This window comes from Gordonia namibiensis NBRC 108229, from assembly GCF_000298235.1.
GTDB lineage: Bacteria > Actinomycetota > Actinomycetes > Mycobacteriales > Mycobacteriaceae > Gordonia > Gordonia namibiensis.
On sequence record NZ_BAHE01000060.1, the window covers coordinates 36,418 to 55,759 of the forward strand.

Sequence of the window (19,342 nt, forward strand, 5' to 3'; positions counted from 1 at the left end):
GTTGGGTTATGCCCGTGCACTGCAGCTTTCGGAAACTGGATCGAAAGGCGTCACGAAAATGCGCCCCTCGGAACCGCCCCCGAAATACGCCCTCCATGGCCGGACCGACAACACCATGTCGCCCGCGCCGCTCTGGAGGGTGCTTACCGGGGGTGCATTCCAGGGGCGCATTTCAGGGGCGCATTCCGGTTGCAGCCGGGGGTCAGTCGAGCGGAAGACCCTGCTCGAGAAGGTCGATCGCACGCAGGGTTGTCTCGATCTGCAGGTCCACTGGGTTGTCGTCACCTTCGGTCGCGAGCCGAAAGGTCACCCCGGCCACCGCGTCGAGGAACACGCCGAGGGCGAAGTCGTCGGCGTCGCGGCCGAGGTAGTCGGCTATGAGCTGCCGCATCCCGGTCATCATCCGCTCGGACTCGGCCTGAAAGGTCTTCTGCAGCAGGGGTTCCGACCGGATCAGTTGCATCCGAAGCGGATTGCCGACCCACGGGTCGTCGACGGTGAGTCGGTGGAGTTCGGTGAACAGCCGCCGGATGAGGTCGAAGTGACCGAGTCCGGGTGGCATCGATTCGACGATGGCGCGCGCCTCGGACTCGAAATGTTCTCCGCCGACCACCACCTGTTCCTTGGTGGGGAAGTAGCGGAAGAAGGTCGTGTGGGAGACGCCGGCGGTCTCGGCGATCTGCTCGACGGTCGTCTTCGCGTAACCCTGTTCGGCGATGAGATGCAGGGCTGCCTCGCGGATGGCGTTGCGGGTGCGCATCTTCTGTTGCTCGCGCAACCCGGGCCGACGCCCCGGGCGGTTGCCCGGGGCGTCGGTGGTGGGTGGTGCGGTGGACACGGTCAGCTCGCCGGTACCGGCGTCTTCTCGTCGTCCGGGTCCGGGAGTCCGCGGTGGCGGACTGCTTCGCCCTCGATGTCGAAGTTGATGACGAGCTTGTCGAGCCAGCGCGGCAGGGTCCAGGCGCGGTCGCCGAGAAGGGCGATGACGGCCGGGACGACCAGCATGCGGATCACGAAGGCGTCGAACAGGACTGCCGAGGCGAGGGCGAAGCCCATCATCTTGGCCGTCGTCTCCGGCGACAGCATGAACGCGGCAAAGACGCTGATCATGATGATCGCCGCGGAGGTCACCACGCGGGCGCCGTGCCGGTAACCCGCGACGATGGCCTCCTTGGCGGTCATGCCGTGGATGTACTCCTCGCGCATTCGGGTCACCAGGAACACCTGGTAGTCCATTGCGAGGCCGAAGACAACGCCGATCAGGAAGATCGGCAGGAACGAGATGATCGGCTGGGTGTTCGTGATGATCCCGAGCCAGCCCTCCTGGAAGATCGCGACGGTGATGCCGAAGGTCGCGAGCACCGAGAAGATGAAGCCGACCGTGCCGACCAGCGGCACCCAGAGCGAGCGGAAGACGCCGATCATGATCAGGAACGCGAGGCCGACGACCACGATCAGGTAGGGGATCAGAGCGTCGTCGAGCTTCTGCGAGAGGTCCGACATGATCGCGGTCTGTCCGCCGACGTGCAGCTCGGCGCCTTCCTTGTCGACGGTCGGCGAGTACGCGCGGATGTTGTCCATCAGCGTGTGCGTCGCCGCGGACGAAGGTGCGCTCTTCGGTGTCACGGTGATGAGCGCGGTGTTGCCGTTCTGTCCGCCCTCGTTGCCGATCCAGGTGAGGGTTTCGGGGTTGACGACGTCCTTCAGGCCGGCGATGTGCTTGACGGCCTCGTTGGCGACGGGTGCGATCGGGGCGTCGTCGTCGTGCAGGACGACGAGCAGCGGGCCGTTGATGCCCTCACCGAATCCCTTGCTCAGCAACGCCTGTGCCGGTGCCTCGTCCTCGGTCGACAGCGACAGGCCCAGCTCCATCTTGGTGGCCGGGATGGCCGCCGCGGCGAGAGCGAGCAGGCCGATGACGATGAACGGGATCGGGGCCTTGACAACGGTGCGGCCCAGGCGGACTCCCAGGGTGTCGCCGGACTCGGCTTGCTCGGCGTGCTTGATCCACGGGATCTTCGGGCGGAAGGCGAAACGACCGAACGCGCCGAGGAGGGCAGGGATGAGCGTGAGTGCGGCGGAGACGGCGATGAAGATCGCGACGGCGGCGCCGGCACCCATCTGGGTGATGATCGGGATGCCGATGACAACGAGGGCGACGACCGCGATGATGACCGTGAGACCGGCGAACACGACCGCGGATCCCGCCGTGCCGACCGCGCGGCCGGCGGCATCGGCCGCATCACCACCTCGGTTCAGTTCGGCTCGGTACCGGGACACGATGAAGAGCGCGTAGTCGATGGACACCGCGATGCCGAGCATCGTGACGATGGCGGTGGCGGACTGGTTGATCGAGAGCAGCTCTGCCGAGAGCGTGAGCAGCATGATGGTGATCGCGACGCCGACGATGGCGGTGACCAGCGGGATGAATGCGGCGATCAGAGCGCCGAAGGCGACGATCATGACCACGAAGGCGATGGCGAAGCCGATCAGCTCGGCGGCGCCGCCCTGATCCATGACCTGCATCAGCGCGCCGGTGGCCTCGACCTGTAGGCCGTTGCCGCGATTCTCGTCGAGGATCTTGACGAGCTCTTCTTTGTTCTCGGCCGTCAGGTCCATGACCGTGATGTTCTGACGGACCTGGATGAGACCGACGCGACCGTTGTCACCGAGGACCGACGGGGCGATCGCCGGGTCGACGGCGGCGGCCACGACCGGGTTCACCACGGTCTCCGGCGCGATGACATCGGGCAGTGTGCGCAGATCCTCGGCCAGCTTGTTGATCTGGTCGGTGTGGTTCTGCAGGCCGTCGTCCGCGGCGACGAGGATGCTCGTGGAGGCGCGCTCCTGCTCCTTCATGACCTGCGGGAAGTACTCCTGGACCTGCTCGGTGGCTGTGCCGGAGTCGGTTCCGGGAAGGCTGAAGTCCTGGGCGAATTTCGGCTGGAGAACGCCGACGAGTGAGACGACCGCGATCATCGCGGCCAGCCAGGCCGCGATGACGGCCCATTTGTGCCGGAAGGAGAAACTCCCCAGCCTGAACAGAAGCGACGCCATGGCGTGTGAACCCTTTCGGTTTTCGAGCGCAGGGCCGGCGCCGGCGCCGACCGTTGATGCGACATGCGACGGTCGCGCCACATGTGTTAGTGACTAACACTAGTTACTGAGTACCACTTTCGCACTGGTCCCCGATTCCGGCGCGATGACAAGCGTGACCTGCACGCTTCCGTTAGTCACGCGAATTAGAGTGAAATCTGTGACAAAGTTCCGCAAATCGGACACACGGACGCGGTGGCGATCACCGGCGCGGTGTCTGTGTGGTGGTGGGTCGACGGTTGCGGACCGGTCAGCGCACCGGGACCGGGGCCGCGGCACCGACCAGGGCGACGATGTGGAGTCCGCCGGGGTTGGTCTGGAGCGGGACCTCTTTCCAGTTGTTCGTCGTCCAGACATTGCCCGCGGGGTCGACGATGATGCCGGTGCTGCGCGCCAGCCCGTCGAAGAAGTAGCCGGTCACGTCCGGGGAGATGGCGTCGCCGGTGCGCTTGCCGGGCGGGCAGGTGGCGGCGTTCGCGCCGCAGAACTTCGAGACGCGCTTACCGGCGAAGTTGCCGACCCAGACGTTGCCGTCGCCGTCGGTTGTGATGCCCCACGGGATCGTGATGCCGCCACCGCGCAGCGGCCCGACGAGGGTTTTGCCCGTCGGGCCGAGAGCGGACACGGAACCGAATGATCCCGTGCCGGTGGGACGGTCGGGGCACGGCAGGGTGATCACCCCGGAGTTCGCGATCCACACGTTGCCGCGGGCATCGGTGGCCAGGCCCAGCGGATTGTCGACGTGGGGTCCGGTGATCGGGGTGCGCAACGGTCGCCCGGATCGATCGAGCATCGCGATCGAACTGCTCTGCAGGCCACTGACGAAGAGAGCTCGGCCGTTGTCGACGAGATGGAAGGGTTGCTTGACGTCGACCTTGATGTTGCGGGCCCGGCTCGGGTCGCCGTCGGGGAAGACGGTCAGCGAGTTGGTGGCGCAGTTGGTGGTCCACACCGATCCGGTGCGGTCGGTGGTCATGCCCTGCGGCCAGCTGATCGACCCCTGTGTGAATCCGGCGGGCGGAGAGAGGGCTTCACCCTGTGCGCTGAACTTCGACATCGAGTTGTGCGGCGGCTGGCGGTCGGCGGGGCAGCCCGGTTCCGGTGCGGCGAAGCCGTAGTTGCTGACCCAGATGTCGCCGGAGTGGTCCCGGGTGATGCCGTAACCGGCGCCGCTGAGGCCGCCGCCGGTGATGGGGCGTCCGCCGACGAGTGTGCCGTCGGGCCCGAAGCGGAAGAGATACTTGCTGCCGCACACCGGGGTTCGCGGATCGGCGTTGTACTCGTAGTTCGCGTTGACCCAGATGTCGCCGCCCTCGCCGATGACGAAGTTGCCCGGGCCGGCGAGTAGCCCACCGCCGCCGTCGAATCGGAGCGCCAGTGTCCAGGCGGCGGGAGGGAGCGGAAGCGCGCCGGGTCGAGCGGGTCTGCGCAGCGCGACGCCGAACAGCCCGGCAGGGTTGTGCTCCGGGCTCTTCGCCATGTTGGCCATCGCCTCGACCATGTTCGACGGTCGGCCGCTCAGCGGGGTCGTCGTCGCGGATCGGAGGGCGGCGCATCCCTCGGCCGACGACGTGCAGGCGGCAAGCGCATTGGACAGCGAGAGGAAGGCGGCCTGGGTCGACGTCTGTGCGCCGTTCGGTGCGGAGGCGAGGGTGGAACCGATCCGGCCACTGGTCGGGTCGGCGAGGTTGCCGGCCATCGACGCCGCATTGCGCACTCCCGGTGCCCGTCCGCTGATGCGAGTGTCGTCGACGAACTGTGCCATGGCGTAACCCGTTGCGACGGTGGTCAGCTCGTTCACGGTCAGGCGGGAGGGCAGGGTCGGTGAGATGGTGGCGAGGGTCGTGAACGAATTCGGTTGTCCCGCCGGGGTGGCCGTCACGTAGAAGGCCTCGTCCGCGCTGGGCTGTGCGGTGGGTCGGAGAGTGAAGCGACCGGATCGGTCCGACCGCGCGACCCCCGCACTGCGTGCCGTCGACGAGTCGGTCCCGGTGATCCAGGCGCGCACATCCCATGCCCGTGCGGGACCGTCGGCGGCCACCGCGCCGGAGACCGACGGGGTCGGGGCCGCGGGTGTGGGACCGGCTCCGGAGAAGCACAGGGGTCCGACGAGGCCGATTGCAGCAGCCACTGCGATCACCGTCCGACGGTGGTGGTTTCGACGCGGCACCTCTGGTCTCCTCACGCGGGATTCACCCTGGGTGGGTTCGCTGGGAGGATAACGAAGATGGATCGGTGAAGTTCGCGAAACGGTCACACCAGAGGTCTACGTCCACTGCGTCGGTGAATCCCCGGGCGCCTGTGGGCATTGCGAGGGCCGAGACGGTCTGTGACGGCGGAACGCGGGATGGCAACGGCGTGCTGTCGGTTCCCTGAGCGGGGCTGGGGCGGGGCTGGGCTTCTCTGGCCGACAGGTCAGGCCTCGGGGTTCTCGGCTTCCTCGCGGTCCCGGCGACGATCCTCGTGGAGGGACTTGACGCGTCGTTCCTCGCGGCGGACCTCCACCTGCGTGGCGCGCTCGGCGGCGAGCCACTCGGGCATCTCGGCGAGTAGGTCGTTGATCTGCGCAGTGGTCAGCGCCTCGGTGATCCCGTTGCGGACCAGCGCCGAGTTGGAGACACCGAGCTTGGCCGCGACCAGGTTCTTCGGGTGCGGTCCCTCGGCGCGGAGGGTCTTCAGCCACTCCGGCGGATCGGCCTGAAGGGCGGCGAGCTCGGCGCGCGTGATGGAACCCTCGCGGAACTCCGCGGGGGTCGCCGGCAGGTACACGTCCAGCTTCTTGGCGGCGGTGGCCGGTTTCATCGACTGCGAACTCATTGCCCCAGGGTATCGGGCGGTAGCCTTTGGTCGTGACCACACCCGACCGGGCAGGCGATTCCGGGGCTTCGACGTTCCGATTGGGATACGTCCCCGGCGTGACCCCCGGCAAATGGGTGCGCATCTGGTCGGAGCGGCAGCCCGGCGTCCCGCTGGAACTGGTCGCCCTCGAGGTCGCCGAGTGCGCGGGCGCCGTCGCTCAGGGAAATGTGCAGATGGCGATCACGCGTCTGCCCGACGCCCTGCGGCACGGCGAGGCCGGTCCGCACCACACGATCGAACTGTACGAGGAGACCACCGTCGTCGTGGTCCCCAAGGATCACGTGCTCACTGCGGGGGACGAGCTGACCCTCGCAGATCTCGCCGACGAGCAGTTCCTGTGGCCGCTCGATGAGCCGGTCGCCGGCATCGGTCCTGCCGGCCGAGTAGCGCCGACCGAGCGTAGCGAGGACGCGGGTATTGCTGCTGGCCGAGTAGCGCCGACCGAGCGTAGCGAGGACGCCGCGTATCGAGGTCCCGGCACCGCCGTCGAGCACCGTCCGGAAACCACCGGCGACGCAATCGAACTCGTCGCCGCGGGCATAGGGGTCCTTCTGGTGCCCCAGTCGCTGGCGCGGTTGCACCACCGCAAGGATCTCGTCTACCGCCCGGTCACCGACGCGCCGACCGGCACCGTCGGCCTGCTGTGGCCGGCCCCGACGACCGAACTCGCCGACGAGTTCATCGGGATCGTGCGCGGCCGCAAGGCGACATCGTCGAGGGGACAGTCCGAACCTGCGCCGAAACGGTCGGCCAAGGAGAAGGCCGCCGCGAAGCGTGCCGCGCGCGAGGCCGCGGGCAAGATCCCGGGGAAGAGCGGACGTAAGAAGCCCGGGGTGCGCCCGAAGCGTCGATGATGTTGCGTCACAGCGTTTTCGACAACGCGCGCGCCATTTCATGCACCGTGGATCGCTCGGCCCAGCGACCGGGTGACCTCGGTCGCGACCACTGCGTGGCCGGCTTTCGTGAGGTGGATACGGTCGGCGCTCAGCCAGTTCGCGCGTAGGCGCGCGGGGTGGTCCCAGAACTCGGTGAGGATCGCATCATGGTTGGCGGCGACGCGTCGGACGATGTCGGCGTAAGCAGCGAAGCTCGGCTGAAAGCGGCGTAGCCGGTCGGTGAACGCGTTGGCGAGCGTGAACAGGGACAGTTGCGCACCACTGGCAGCGAGGACGGCGCACAGGGAGTCGAGATCCCGTTCGATGTCTGTCAGATCCGAACCGTAGAACAGGTCGTTCCCGCCGCAGGAGACGTGGACGAGGTCGGGTTGGAAGTCGAGGATCGTCGAGAGTTGTTCGCGGCGAACCTGATCGATCGTCGCGCTGTAGACGCCGGTGTTGAGGTAGACGAGGTCGGGACGCACGGCAGTCATCGTTGCCGCGAGCCGGTCCGCCCATGGAACGTCGGCGTAACCGGGCCACGGATCGCCGGTGCCGGCGGCGACCGAGTCGCCGAGGACGGCGAACCGCTGCCACGGTGCACCTCTGAGCAGTTCGCGAGCTGCGGCCTCGCTGAGCAGCATCGGGTCGTTCGCCTCGGTCAGTGTCCCCGCCTCGGACGGCATCTGTTCGACGGTCATCGCTACCTCCAAAAAGAACGTACGGTCGTGCGTATTGATTAACGTACGACCGTTCGTTCGACATAGCAAGGCCTGGGTGCCAAGATGAGGGGGTGGTTGATGCGACGCAGATTTCCGACCAGCGGCTGATCAAGGGTGCCCGGGCGCGCGCGACGATCGCTCGTCACGCGGCCGACGTGGCGTCGGCGGAAGGCTTGACGGGGCTGAGTCTCGGCAAACTGGCCACCGATCTCGGGGTCAGCAAGAGCGGCGTGGCGACGCTCTTCGGGAGCAAGGAGAACCTGCAGCTGGCCGCGGTACAGGCAGCGCGCGAGGTGTTCATCGAGCATGTCGTGACGCCGGCGCGTTCGGAGCCGGCGGGGATGCCTCGGTTGCGGGCGCTCGTCGACCGCTGGTTCGACTACATCGGCGAACCGGTGATGCCCGGCGGGTGTTTCCGGGTGGCCACGACGGTGGAGTTCGACAGCCGCACCGGCCCTGTTCGCGACGCCATAGACGCCGACCGTCGGGACTGGTTCACCTTGCTGGAGAGGGAGATTCGCCGCGCTCAGGAGGACGGGCACCTGGCCGGGCGCGATGCGCACAGTCTCGCGTTCCAGCTGGACGCCGTGGTTGCGGCCGCCAACACCGGCGCGCGTATCGGGGACGAGACGGCGCTGGCCACCGCGCGCGCCATCGTCGACGATCTTCTCGCTGAAACGCCGACGAGTTCCGTGTGATCGTGCGTCCGGAAAACGGACACGAGATCACACGGAACTCTGGATGTCAGGCCGGGGGCAGCGGTCAGGCCGCGCGCCACTCCGGGGTGCGTTCCGGCGACGCCTCCTCGAGTGCGGCGAGCGTGTCGTCGACGCCGAAATCCTTGCCGTAGACGGGTGTTCCCGGCTGCTGACGCCACGACTCGGCGAGCGGCCCGGCGTCGACCGGGTCGAAACCGAGCTCGTCGACGATGGCGAACACGATCGTCTTGCCGTCCGGGTCGTCGCCGGCGATCGGCAGTGCGATCCGGCCCTCGGCGCCGTCCGGGAGACCCTTCTTGAGCAGGTGCTTCCAGTAGATCCCGTTGAACACCTTGTATACGGGCACCCCGAGCTGCTCGGACACCCACACGCTCTCGGGGGTGCCGTTCTCGATGGCCTCGATCTTCCCGTCGCGTTGCTGCGGGTAGTAGTTGTTGGTCTCGATGACCGGAGCGCCCGGTTTGCGGGAGTCGAGGATGCCCGGGGCCAGGTCAGGGGTGTTCTTCTGCGGGATGGACACGATGACGAGATCGGCGTCCTCGGCTGCGTCCTTTGCCCACACGGCTGTAGCGCCGGTTTCCTCCGCAAGCTCCGAAAGCGTCTCGGGCGCACGCGAATTCGACACGCGGACCTCATGTCCCAGTTCGGTCAGCCGGCGAGTCAGCGTTCCGCCGATGAATCCTGCTCCGATGATCCCGATCTTCATGCTGTACCTCTTCCGACGATGTCGTTGACTCTTCGCGCAACGGTGGTCGCGGTGGGCGCATTCCCCGGGCCGGGATTTGTGTGACCCGGGGATCAACAGGGGTGACGCAGCGTGTTCGCCGAACGGGTCAGCGTCGGGGGACGTCGACCAGCCTGCGCCACCATTGCAGGTAATGCGTGGGGCGATCGGTCATCGCGCAGTCGGCGACGGCCTCCTCCCGGATCGTCGAACCGTCCCGGGAGGAGTTGCCGTGTGAGGATGTTCCGCTCGGCATCTCACGATTGTGGACGGCGGGGTGGGCACATGACACAGCCGGGCTGCCGTGTCGCATTCTCTGCGAGACGACAGCCCGGCCGCGGGTCGATCACACCGTCGGAACGGCGACCGGTTGTTCCACCTCATCGGACTGCGGTGTCGTCGACACGGCCCGGCGGCCGTCCCACCACGATCCGACGATCATCGCGATGATCGCGCACACCAACGTGGGAACGATGCCGTGAAGCTCGATGACGCCCTGTTTGCGCAGGACCTCGAACACGATCAGCACGATGACGCCGACAACCATTGACGCCACGGCACCGGTCTTCGACGCCCCCGGCCAGAGCAGGCCGATGAAGAGCGGGACGAACAGTCCGGCGGCGAGGAGCGAAACGGCGTAGGACGCGAACGTGAGGATCAGCGGCAGCGGACTGAACGACATGTAGGTGGCCGTGGCGACGGCCAGCGCGCCGATCGCACCGGTGGAGATCCGGGCGAGCTTCAATGCTGTTGCGTCATCATCGATCTTCCGCAGAGTGCAGAGGATGTCGCGTCCGAAGTACACGCCCATGACGTGGAGTAGCGAGTCGGTCGTCGACATCACCGCGGAGATCAGGCCGGTCAGGGCGAGAGCCGCGATGATCGTGCCGCCGTGCGTGAGCAGGAACGACGGTAGTGCCGAGTCGCCGGTCATGGTCGGGTCGATGATCGCGATACCGATGCCGATGACCAGGATGGGCGCGTTCACCAGCCAGAAGGAGATGGCCGAGCCCCAGCCGAGAACCAGTCGCGTGGTCCGGACGTCCGGGCAGGACAGGATGCGCTGCAGGTAATTCGGCATGCAGGCGACGCCGAGCCCCCACGAGAGGCCCCAGCCGAAGGCGAGCATCGCGCTCGGTACCGGACCGCCGAGGAACTGCGACAGGCCGGGGCCGTCGCTCCAGCTCAAACCGTCGCTGCCGACCTTGGTGACGACCAGGACGAGCGTGAGCAGCACCGCCGCGACCAGCACCACGAGCTGGTAGGCATCGGTTCGGGCGACGGCCTGCATACCGCCGGTGAGGGTGTAGAGCACGAAGATGGTGCCGACCACCAGGATCACGGCCCAGACCTTGAAACCGATCGTCGTGGAGAGCAGGATGCCGACCGCGAAGAGCTGGGCGATCAGGTACACGAAGTAGGCGATGACGATGGTTCCGGCCGACGTGACGCGAACAGTCTTGTCCCCGTAGCGCTTTCCCAGCAACTCCGGGACGCTCTCTGACGTGCGGCCGGCCCGGTGGACCCGACTGGACAAGAGTACGAGGAACAACAATCCGCAGCCGAGGCCGACGAACGTGTACGGGACCAACGCGAGTCCCATGCCATTCGCCGAGCCGACCAAACCGATCACGGTGAGGGCGGAAACGTAAGTGGCGGTGAAAGTCATCGTGCCCAGGACCGGACCCATGTTTCGGCCGGCGACGCTGTAGTCCGACGACGTGCTGATCTTCTTGTTGCTACGTAGTCCGACTACGAGGATCAGGACGAAGTAGACCGCGATCAGAATGGTGAAGACTGTCTGCAAACTCACTGGTCGGCGCCTTTCGACTTGACCCGGTCGCGCCAGTTGAGGATGAGCGCTGCCGCCAGGGGCGCACCGCCGCCGAGCACCATGACGGCGATCGAGGCGGCAACGGCAGGAACGGACACTGAATCCATCCGGTGGCCTTCTTCCTAGATATTGAGATGATTGTGTACACCGAGGGCTGGTTGTACGACGGTCTCCTGCGCTCGACGTTGAGCGGGGTGGACGCTAAGTCCCTGATGGAGAACCTGATTACGAGTCCGTGAGGGTGTTTCGTCATGTTACGGCCGTGTGACACGCAACACTCTCACGTCGAACACGCTAGCCGGTTGTATACATCTCCGCAACGGGTAGAGATCGATTCGCAGGGTCGTCCAGGGTCTACCAGGGGAATCGTCGCCGGCGGACCGGCTTTGGTCCGCCGGGGCTGCCGAGTCGGACGGAGAAGAGTCGAGTCTGCATGCAGGATGACGTCGGACACCGAAGGAGGCCTGAAATGCCATGCGCGCCAATTTGGTCGCTCGCGATACGCGCGGCGCCGTCTGAAGGCGCACCGGTACGTGTGGAGCCGATGACGGGAATCGAACCCGCGTATTCAGCTTGGGAAGCTGATGTTCTGCCATTGAACTACATCGGCGCGCGAGCGCTGGGCTCGCGACCGAAAGCCTAGCAAACCGGGGTCGGGGTCTCCGCGAGCGGCGCGAAAATTCTTCGCAGAACGGTTGCGCACCTGCGGGGACACACGTAGACTCGAACATAGTTTCGAGTTAGCCATGATGACGGGGGTTTGATCATGGCTTTCGGCGAGCCATCTGCACCACAACCACTTCTTCTCGACCAGTACGAGCGTCTGCACGCACTGCTGGACGAGATCAGCGAGACGGCGTCCACAGCCTGCTCCGATACCGACCTGCTCGAGGTCGCGATTGAGCATGAGCGTGCCGAGCGTCGCATGCTGTCACTCTTCGCCGACCACATGGTTGCCATCGACGAGCGCTCCGCATACCGCAAGGTCGGCTGCCAGACGGTGACCAACTTCGTCACCAGCGTGCTCAACCGCAGGGGTGAGGCCAACCGGCTCCTCAACCGTGTGTGGGCGATCGGCAAGTTCCCCGACATGCAGGGCGAAGCCCTCGAACCGAGGTTCGCGGAAACCGCGAAAGGCGTTGCCGACGGCGGTATCTCGGGTAGAAATGTCGACGTCATCGTCGAGGTGATGCGGAAGATCCCGGCCGGCGTCGACGCTGCAGACCGCGAAGCCGCGGAGGCGACGCTCGCCCATTACGCCCGCGAGTACGACCCGGCCTCGCTCCGCGAACTCGGCGCACGCATCCTCGCCCACCTCGACCCCGACGGAACTCTCACCGACGACCGCGACCGTGCACGCATGAGGGGCATGCGGCTCGGGCCGCAGGACGCCCAGTTGATGTCCACACTGACGGCGACGCTCGACCCCAAGACGCGGGCGATGCTCGACGTCGTGCTGGCGGTGTGGGCAGCGCCGGGCATGAACAACCCAGACGATCCGTCGTCACCCATCGGAGACCCGGCGAAGGCCGACCCCGAAGCCCTCGCGGCAGCCGCCGAGCGTGACGACCGCTCGACCGAGAAACGCAACCACGACGCATTCAGCGCACTGCTGCGCTGTGTCCTCGACGGCGGTGCCCTCGGTGGTTCTCACCACGGACTGCCACCGCACGTCATCGTCACGATCACCGAGTCAGCGCTCCGAGAGCGTGCCGGAGCTCCCGCGCGCACCGCGACAGGCGCACTGCTCCCGATCAAAGATGCCGTCGAACTCGCCGCCGAAGCGCAGCAGCACCTGGAGGTCTTTCGAGACAACACCGCCGAGGTCCTCTACCTCGGGCGCTCGAAGCGCCTGGCATCCCGAGCGCAGCGGATCGCCGCAGTGGGCCGCGACGGCGGCTGCACGTGCCCACGCTGCACTCGTTCGTCCTTCGACTCCGAACTCCACCACGTCATCGAGTGGGCCGCCGAGAACGGCCCCACCGACATCGACAACCTGACCACCACATGCGGCGCGCACAACCGGGCGGTCGGCGCACGCGAGGACCAGTGGGCGACCACCATCGTGGCAGACGGGGTCGACGCAGGTCGCGTCGTCTGGCACCCGCCGCGATCACACCCGGATCAGACGCCACGGGTGAACCGCGCCCACCGCACCGGCGAGGTACTCAGCCGGATGCGGGCCGACGCCTGCCGACGCCTGCCGACGCCGGTTCGGCACGCGGGTCGAGGCAGAGAAGGCGGGGCCGTCGGATACCGCCGCAGATCCACCCTGACCATTCGATAACCTCGACACGTGCTGCTTTCCGACCGCGACATCCGCTCCGAGATCGCTGACGGGCGCCTCGCCATCGATCCATTCGACCCTGCGCTCGTCCAGCCCTCCAGCGTCGACGTCCGGCTCGACAGTCTGTTCCGCGTGTTCAACAACACCCGGTACACCCACATCGACCCGGCCCAACGTCAAGACGAACTCACCACCCTCGTCGAACCGACAGAGGGTGAGCCGTTCGTGCTGCACCCGGGTGAGTTCGTGCTGGGCTCCACCCTCGAGGTCTGCACCCTGCCCCACGACCTCGCCGGACGCCTCGAAGGAAAGTCGTCGCTCGGTCGCCTCGGCCTTCTCACCCACTCGACCGCCGGCTTCATCGACCCCGGCTTCTCCGGCCACATCACCCTGGAACTCTCCAACGTCGCCAACCTCCCGATCACACTGTGGCCAGGCATGAAGATCGGCCAGCTGTGCCTCATCCGACTCAGCAGCCCGGCCGAGCACCCCTACGGCAGCGAAAAGGTCGGCTCGAAATACCAGGGACAACGCGGCCCCACCCCGTCCAAGGCGTACCTGAACTTCATCAAGAACGACTGACTGCGCGACAGGTTTCGATACGGCTCGTCGCAGGTTCCTCGCCTACTCAACCGGCGGCGGTCGACTGACGTTCACCTACCCGATCACCACCCGCCACGCCACGGTTGGTTGGCGGCAGGCCCACCTGGGTAATCGTTGCAACCATGAAGCTCACGGTGATCGGTTGCGGCTATCTCGGCGCGACGCACGCGGCCTGCATGGCCGAACTCGGACACGACGTCGTCGGTATCGACATCGACCCACAGAAGGTCGAACGTCTGCAGGCCGGCGACGTCCCGTTCTTCGAACCCGGGCTCGCCGACATCCTCCGCCGTAACCTCGACGCCGGTCGGTTGCGCTTCACCACCGACCATTCCGTCGCCGCCGACCACGCCTCGGTCCATTTCATCGGCGTCGGCACCCCGCAAGAGGTGCGTGGTCACCGCGCCGACCTGTCCCACGTCCACGCGGCCGTCGATGCGCTCGTGCCCACGCTCCGGGGTACGCACGTTCTGATCGGCAAGTCGACCGTCCCGGTCGGCACGTGCGAGGAACTGTCACAAAGGATCTCGCAACTCTGCGCGCCGGGAGCTCACGTCGAGCTGTCGTGGAGCCCGGAGTTCCTCCGCGAGGGCTTCGCCGTCGAGGACACCCTCTCGCCCGACCGGATGGTCCTCGGCGTCGGGCGACTCGTCGACGACCCGGAGGCCCCGCAGGCGGAATCCCTGGCCGGTCAGGTGGTCCGGGACATCTACCGCGAGGTCCTCGAAACCGGAATCCCGTTCATCGAGACCGACTGGGCCACAGCTGAACTCGTCAAGGTATCGTCCAACGCGTTTCTCGCCACGAAGATCTCGTTCATCAATGCGATGAGCGAACTGTGCGAGATCGCCGGCGCCGACGTCGGCACGCTCGCCGACGCGATGGGGCACGACGCCCGGATCGGGCGGCGTTTCCTCAACGCAGGGTTGGGTTTCGGCGGAGGTTGCCTGCCCAAGGACATCCGGGCACTGACAGCACGAGCCGATGAGATGGGTGCCCCTCGCGCGGTGGGGTTCCTGCGCGAGGTCGACGCCATCAACATGCGTCGACGCAGCGCCGCCGCGGAATTGGTGGCCGAAGCGCTCGGGGGAGAGGTGCTGGGCCGTAACGTCGCCGTACTCGGAACGGCTTTCAAGCCGGAGAGCGACGACGTCCGGGACTCTCCTGCGCTCGCCGTCGCCGGCCGTCTGGCGCTCGACGGTGCATCGGTCACCGTGTTCGACCCTCAGGCGATGGACAACTCGCGCCGAGTGCAACCGATGCTGAGCTATGCCGCCTCGGCACGCGCGGCCTGCGATCGTGCGGATGTCGTCGTCGTCGCAACCGAATGGGCGGAGTTCGTGCACATGTCGCCGGACGAGCTGGCGCCGGTGATGCGCCACAAGCGAATCGTCGACGCCCGACGCTGCCTCGACTCCCAGGCCTGGCGGTCGGCCGGATGGGATTACCGCGCGCTCGGCGGACCGGTGCCAGCCCGAAAAACTGAGACAACCAGTTCGTTCACGCAGGTGAACGGCTCGTCGTCGAAAGCGGTTCCCTCCGTACACGTGTTAGGTTGAACCCCGCGATTTGATCAGGGGGCACCTTCTCGCCGTGGGGGCGTGCTGGGCGAGGTGCACACAAGTGCAGGATTTATCAGATGACCGACACGGTGTTCGATGCGGCTGTGGGACCGGCCTCTGCGGCAGCAGAGCGCCCAGTGGAGCCCGCGGTGCTCGACGACGTGCGGTCCAAGCTCCGTCTGCGCGGTCTGGACGGCGACCCTCAAGTGGTCCTCATGGGGCTCGACGGGAACGGGTGCGTGTCGGTCGGACGATTCGACACCTCCCGCGGCACGGTCGCCGACACGTATGCCGACGCCGCGCTCTCGCTCGGAGCGCTCGATCGTGCCATCGCCGACCACCTGACCCGGATCGGACGGGTCGAATCGCCGACGACGCCCGAGTGGCAGGACGAGCTCTTCGAGCTCATCTCGCGCGGACGTGAACGACTGCAGGATTCCGATGGCACCTTTCTGATGGGACGCCGTCACATTCGGTTGTTCCGGATGGCGCGGCGAGATGTCGAGGAGGCCGGTGGTGCGCTCATCGCGCGTGGTGAAGAGTTGGCTCGCGCAGCGGTGGCCGGAGCGCAGGCCCATGCCGTCGTCATCACCGACGGCCTCGGCGTGTGGCCCGGCCTCCGCGACGGGATCGCGAAAGCCGTACCGGTACCGATCGTCGACGCCGCTCCCGGTCCGTTGACCGCCGCAGAACCAACCGGGCCGCTCGACGGCGCCCGGCGGGAGTCCGAGCCAGAAGTGACTGCTGACGACCCCAGCGACGCGGCCGCCGATGACCCGTCGACGCCCGTCGGGGGACCGGCGGCCGACGCCCCGGCCGAAGCCGCCACTGCGCAGCCCGACGCCTCCGAACCCGACGCCTCCGAACCCGACGCCTCCGAACCCGACGCCTCCGAACCCGACGCCTCCGAACCCGACGCCTCCGAACCCGACGTCAGCGACACAGATGCCGATGATGCCGGTGCCGACGTTGCCGAATGCGGTGAGCGCGTCTCCCTCACCGGCGATGACGCGAACCATGCCGCCGCGGACGACAGCGGCAGCACTCACTCCGTCGAGGCCGCCGCGACGACCGACGGTCCGTACCCGGCCGAGCCGGTACCCGGGGACGACGATCGAGTCGTGACCCGGATCGCACCTGATGACGCCCCCACCGAGAAGCTCTCGCTGCCCTTCGGCGCGCGGGCCGGAAGCCCCGGCCGCTCAGGCGATTTCCCGATCGTCGGTGTTGACCAGAATTACCGGTCGCCGTTCACGCAACCGGCGGACCCGGTTCCCGCAACGGCTTTCGGTGCCCTGGTGGCGCATTCCGGGCCCACTCCGGTTCGGGAACCCGAGCCTGCCGACGAGCACGTGTTGGGCCCGGTCATGCCGCCGCACGCGAACATCCCTGCACCGGAGCCATATCCGACCGTCCATCAGACCGAACCGATGCCGTCTGGTCCTCGGCGCAAGATCCCGGCGACGCGGTTGTTGGCGGGCGTGGCACTGGTCTGCGCACTCGCCGTCATCGGAGTCGCGGTCGCCGTGGCCGCGGGGAGCAACGAGTCCTCGCCGGCACCGGTTTCCGGTCCGACCACGCCGACGACGACGGCCCCGACCACCCAGGAGTACGCCGACCCCGCGATCTTCGCGGAGGCGCGTCAACCGGCGCAGCGTTACACGCCGCCGCCACCACCCGTGACGACCAACGAGCCGGCACCCTCACCACGGCCCAGGTCCCGCGCACCGCGGCCGCAGCGCGGCGTGACGATCCCGAACCCGATCCCCGGACTACCGCCGATCGTCTTGCCGTAGTCGGTAGGGGATCGGTCGGACAGGGGATCACTCGTCGGGCTGTGCCCGCAGGCCCCGCGCGATGAAGTCCAGGACGTTCTCGTAGTTCGTGTCGGCTTCGACGTCCGGTGGCAGTGCGCCCATGAGTTCCAGGCTGACCGCCCCGTGCACCGCCGACCACGTCTGCATCGCGAGCGTCGTCGGGTCGCCCGCCGCGACCACCCCCGCGACCTGACCGTAGCGGATGACGTCGACCAGTACCTCGAAGGCGTGAGCCGCGACCTCGAGCTCTGGTGTGTACCGGGCCGAGAACATCAGCCCGTAGACCACCGGACTCGACGTGGCGAAGCGACGGTAGCCGCGCCCCGAGCTCCGCAGACGCGTGGATGGATCGTCGTCGGTGGCGGCCACCGCACGGCCCAGCTCGGCGTAACCGTCGGTGACCAGGGCATCCAGTAGCCCGTCGCGGCCGTCGAAGTGGTTGTAGACGCCCATCGGCGCGACCTTCGCCTCGGCCGCCACCGCCCGGACGGTCAGCCCCGCCTCGCCGTCCCGCTCGAGGATCGTGCGGCCGGCTCGGATCAGTGATGAACGGATCTCGGCGGCTGAGGTTCGGGTGCGCGGCTTTGCGGGGGACATATTGACAATCTACTAGAACGGTGTTCTTCTTGAATAGAACGTTGTTCTACAACAGTGGTACGGCGTTCCATATCCGAACCTTCGCTCACGGAACAGGAGAATGCCGATGCGTACTGGACGTATGGGCTCACGCTGGTGGGCGCTCGGCGCCCTCAGCTTTGTCGAACTGCTGGTCATGATCGACAACACGATCGTCAACGTCGCCCTGCCGACGCTGGCCCGCGACCTCGACGCCGGGATCTCCGGCCTGCAATGGATCGTCGACGCTTACACGCTCGTGTTCGCCGGCCTCCTCCTGACCGGCGGCTATCTGGGCGACCGGTTCGGTCACCGGCGGATGCTCCTCACCGGTGTCATCGGCTTCATGGGGGTGTCGGTCCTGGCGGCGTCGTCGCAGAACCTCGGACAGCTCATCGCTTCCCGAGGTGGTCTGGGACTCTTTGCGGCACTGGTGTTCCCGGCGACGCTGGCCATCATCACGACGATCTTCGTCGACACCAGGGAACGCGCGACGGCGGTCGGTATCTGGGCGGCGGTCTCCGGTATCGCCGTCGCCATCGGTCCCGTGCTGGGTGGCTGGTTGCTCGAACACTTCTCGTGGACGTCGGTGTTCTGGGTCAACGTCCCGTTCGGACTGGTCGCGCTCGCCGTCATCCTCACGGTGGTGCCCGGTACCCGACCGCTGGCGGTGCCCCGGTTCGACGCCGCCGGGGTGGCTCTCTCGGTCGCGGGTCTGGGGTTGCTCACGTACACCTTGATCGAAGCACCGCACGTCGGTTGGGGTGAGCCCCGCACGATCCTAGGAATCGTTGCTGCTCTGGCGATCCTGACCGTGTTCGTGGTGACCCAGCTGCGGATCGCCCATCCCATCCTCGACGTGCGGTTGTTCGCCAACCGGCACTTCGCCACTGCCGCCGGGATGATCAGTGTGGCGTTCTTCGCCCTGTTCGGGTTCATCTTCCTGATCACCCAGTTCTTCCAGGCGGTCAAGGGATACGGCCCGCTCGCCGCCGGTGTGCGGACCCTGCCGTTCGCCATCGTGATGGCGGTGCTGTCGCCGGTGGCGATGGTCCTGTCGCACCGGTTCGGGGCGCGCTACGTCGCGGTGACGGGTGCCTTCCTGATGTCCGGCGGGTTCGCCCTCGTCGAGTTGTCTTCGCGGACATCGGGATACTGGGAACTGATCATCTGGGCCATGTCGTTGATGGCCGCCGGTCTGGCGTTCATCTCGGGCCCCTGCACGCAGCTCATCATGGATGCGCTGCGTCCCGAACAGGCAGGTGCCGGGAGCGCGGTCAACGACACCACCCGCGAGATCGGCGGCACCCTCGGCGTCGCGGTGCTCGGTTCGATCCTGACCTCGGCCTATGTCGCCGGCATCGGGGATCGGCTGTCGGGCAGTGGGTTACCCCGAGAGGTGGTTGCGACCGCGGAGCAATCGGTGATGGCCGGGGTCGAGGTCGCCGGCCGGGTGCCCACCGCGATGAGCGACACGGTCCGTGCCGCAGTCCAGGAGGTGTTCATGGACGGCCTGCACAACGCGGTGTGGGCGGCGGTGGTCATCACCGCGGCAGCCGGTGTGGCGGCGGTGTTCCTGCTGCGCGGCACGGTAGGCGGGCGGCAGCTGCCCTTCGAGACGCATCCTTC

The 19,342-nt window shown here is 67.1% G+C and carries 17 protein-coding genes and 1 tRNA gene; 7 read left to right on the forward strand and 11 right to left on the reverse strand.

The window, feature by feature from the left end:
- Window positions 1–202: 202 nt before the first annotated feature.
- From GONAM_RS21585 to GONAM_RS21600, 4 genes are all read right to left on the reverse strand, one after another.
- Window positions 203–838, reverse strand: coding sequence for a TetR family transcriptional regulator (locus GONAM_RS21585; protein ID WP_006868880.1), 636 nt, complete (start codon window positions 836–838; stop codon window positions 203–205).
- A gap of 2 nt (window positions 839–840) precedes the next feature.
- The gene (locus tag GONAM_RS21590; protein WP_006868881.1) at window positions 841–3,057 is read right to left on the reverse strand and encodes an MMPL family transporter; all 2,217 of its coding nucleotides are present in this window, start codon (window positions 3,055–3,057) and stop codon (window positions 841–843) included.
- A gap of 289 nt (window positions 3,058–3,346) precedes the next feature.
- Window positions 3,347–5,227 (reverse strand): Vgb family protein, encoded by a 1,881-nt coding sequence (locus GONAM_RS21595; protein ID WP_006868882.1) that lies wholly within the window; start codon window positions 5,225–5,227, stop codon window positions 3,347–3,349.
- Between the two features lie 284 nt (window positions 5,228–5,511).
- Entirely contained in the window at window positions 5,512–5,898 is a 387-nt protein-coding gene (locus GONAM_RS21600) for a DUF5997 family protein (protein WP_006868883.1), read from the reverse strand.
- A gap of 41 nt (window positions 5,899–5,939) precedes the next feature.
- On the opposite strand from GONAM_RS21600, the gene GONAM_RS21605 reads away from it, so the two are divergent.
- Entirely contained in the window at window positions 5,940–6,809 is an 870-nt protein-coding gene (locus tag GONAM_RS21605; protein WP_040537174.1) for a LysR family transcriptional regulator substrate-binding protein, read from the forward strand.
- Between the two features lie 38 nt (window positions 6,810–6,847).
- Here GONAM_RS21605 and GONAM_RS21610 read toward each other — a convergent pair whose 3' ends face one another.
- On the reverse strand, window positions 6,848–7,531 hold the full coding sequence (locus GONAM_RS21610; protein WP_006868885.1) for an SGNH/GDSL hydrolase family protein: 684 nt from the start codon (window positions 7,529–7,531) through the stop codon (window positions 6,848–6,850).
- A gap of 92 nt (window positions 7,532–7,623) precedes the next feature.
- On the opposite strand from GONAM_RS21610, the gene GONAM_RS21615 reads away from it, so the two are divergent.
- Complete coding sequence (locus GONAM_RS21615; protein WP_006868886.1) at window positions 7,624–8,250, forward strand: TetR/AcrR family transcriptional regulator; 627 nt, start codon at window positions 7,624–7,626, stop codon at window positions 8,248–8,250.
- 64 nt (window positions 8,251–8,314) lie between these two features.
- Here the strand turns inward: GONAM_RS21615 and GONAM_RS21620 are convergent, their stop codons facing one another.
- The 5 genes from GONAM_RS21620 to GONAM_RS21630 all read right to left on the reverse strand — a co-directional run bounded on the left by GONAM_RS21620 (window position 8,315) and on the right by GONAM_RS21630 (window position 11,439).
- On the reverse strand, window positions 8,315–9,073 hold the full coding sequence (locus tag GONAM_RS21620) for an NADPH-dependent F420 reductase (protein ID WP_280985378.1): 759 nt from the start codon (window positions 9,071–9,073) through the stop codon (window positions 8,315–8,317).
- A 31-nt stretch (window positions 9,074–9,104) separates the two neighbouring features.
- Window positions 9,105–9,251: a hypothetical protein gene (locus GONAM_RS22720; RefSeq protein ID WP_157159194.1), complete on the reverse strand. Its 147-nt coding sequence runs from the start codon at window positions 9,249–9,251 to the stop codon at window positions 9,105–9,107.
- Window positions 9,252–9,341: 90 nt separating this feature from the next.
- Window positions 9,342–10,808 carry a sodium:solute symporter family protein gene (locus GONAM_RS21625; protein ID WP_006868888.1) on the reverse strand — a complete coding sequence of 489 codons (1,467 nt, stop codon included), beginning with the start codon at window positions 10,806–10,808 and terminating at the stop codon, window positions 9,342–9,344.
- On the reverse strand, window positions 10,805–10,936 hold the full coding sequence (locus GONAM_RS23060; RefSeq protein WP_255220633.1) for a hypothetical protein: 132 nt from the start codon (window positions 10,934–10,936) through the stop codon (window positions 10,805–10,807). The genes GONAM_RS21625 and GONAM_RS23060 overlap by 4 nt, the downstream gene beginning before the upstream one ends.
- A gap of 429 nt (window positions 10,937–11,365) precedes the next feature.
- A tRNA-Gly gene (locus tag GONAM_RS21630) sits at window positions 11,366–11,439 on the reverse strand.
- Window positions 11,440–11,595: 156 nt separating this feature from the next.
- On the opposite strand from GONAM_RS21630, the gene GONAM_RS21635 reads away from it, so the two are divergent.
- The 4 genes from GONAM_RS21635 (at window position 11,596) to GONAM_RS23065 (ending at window position 17,077) form a co-directional block, all read left to right on the forward strand.
- The gene (locus tag GONAM_RS21635) at window positions 11,596–13,116 is read left to right on the forward strand and encodes an HNH endonuclease signature motif containing protein (RefSeq protein WP_006868889.1); all 1,521 of its coding nucleotides are present in this window, start codon (window positions 11,596–11,598) and stop codon (window positions 13,114–13,116) included.
- A gap of 9 nt (window positions 13,117–13,125) precedes the next feature.
- A complete protein-coding gene (gene dcd, locus GONAM_RS21640; RefSeq protein WP_006868890.1) occupies window positions 13,126–13,698 on the forward strand; it encodes a dCTP deaminase in 573 nt (190 codons plus the stop codon).
- A 143-nt stretch (window positions 13,699–13,841) separates the two neighbouring features.
- On the forward strand, window positions 13,842–15,278 hold the full coding sequence (locus tag GONAM_RS21645) for a UDP-glucose dehydrogenase family protein (protein WP_006868891.1): 1,437 nt from the start codon (window positions 13,842–13,844) through the stop codon (window positions 15,276–15,278).
- Window positions 15,279–15,358: 80 nt separating this feature from the next.
- Window positions 15,359–17,077, forward strand: a complete 1,719-nt coding sequence (locus GONAM_RS23065; RefSeq protein ID WP_006868892.1) for a hypothetical protein — start codon at window positions 15,359–15,361, stop codon at window positions 17,075–17,077.
- Window positions 17,078–17,104: 27 nt separating this feature from the next.
- Here the strand turns inward: GONAM_RS23065 and GONAM_RS21655 are convergent, their stop codons facing one another.
- Window positions 17,105–17,695 (reverse strand): TetR/AcrR family transcriptional regulator, encoded by a 591-nt coding sequence (locus GONAM_RS21655; protein ID WP_006868893.1) that lies wholly within the window; start codon window positions 17,693–17,695, stop codon window positions 17,105–17,107.
- A 106-nt stretch (window positions 17,696–17,801) separates the two neighbouring features.
- Between GONAM_RS21655 and GONAM_RS21660 the strand changes: the two genes are divergently transcribed.
- The coding region (locus GONAM_RS21660) for a DHA2 family efflux MFS transporter permease subunit (RefSeq protein WP_006868894.1) at window positions 17,802–19,342 on the forward strand (1,541 nt) is incomplete at its 3' end.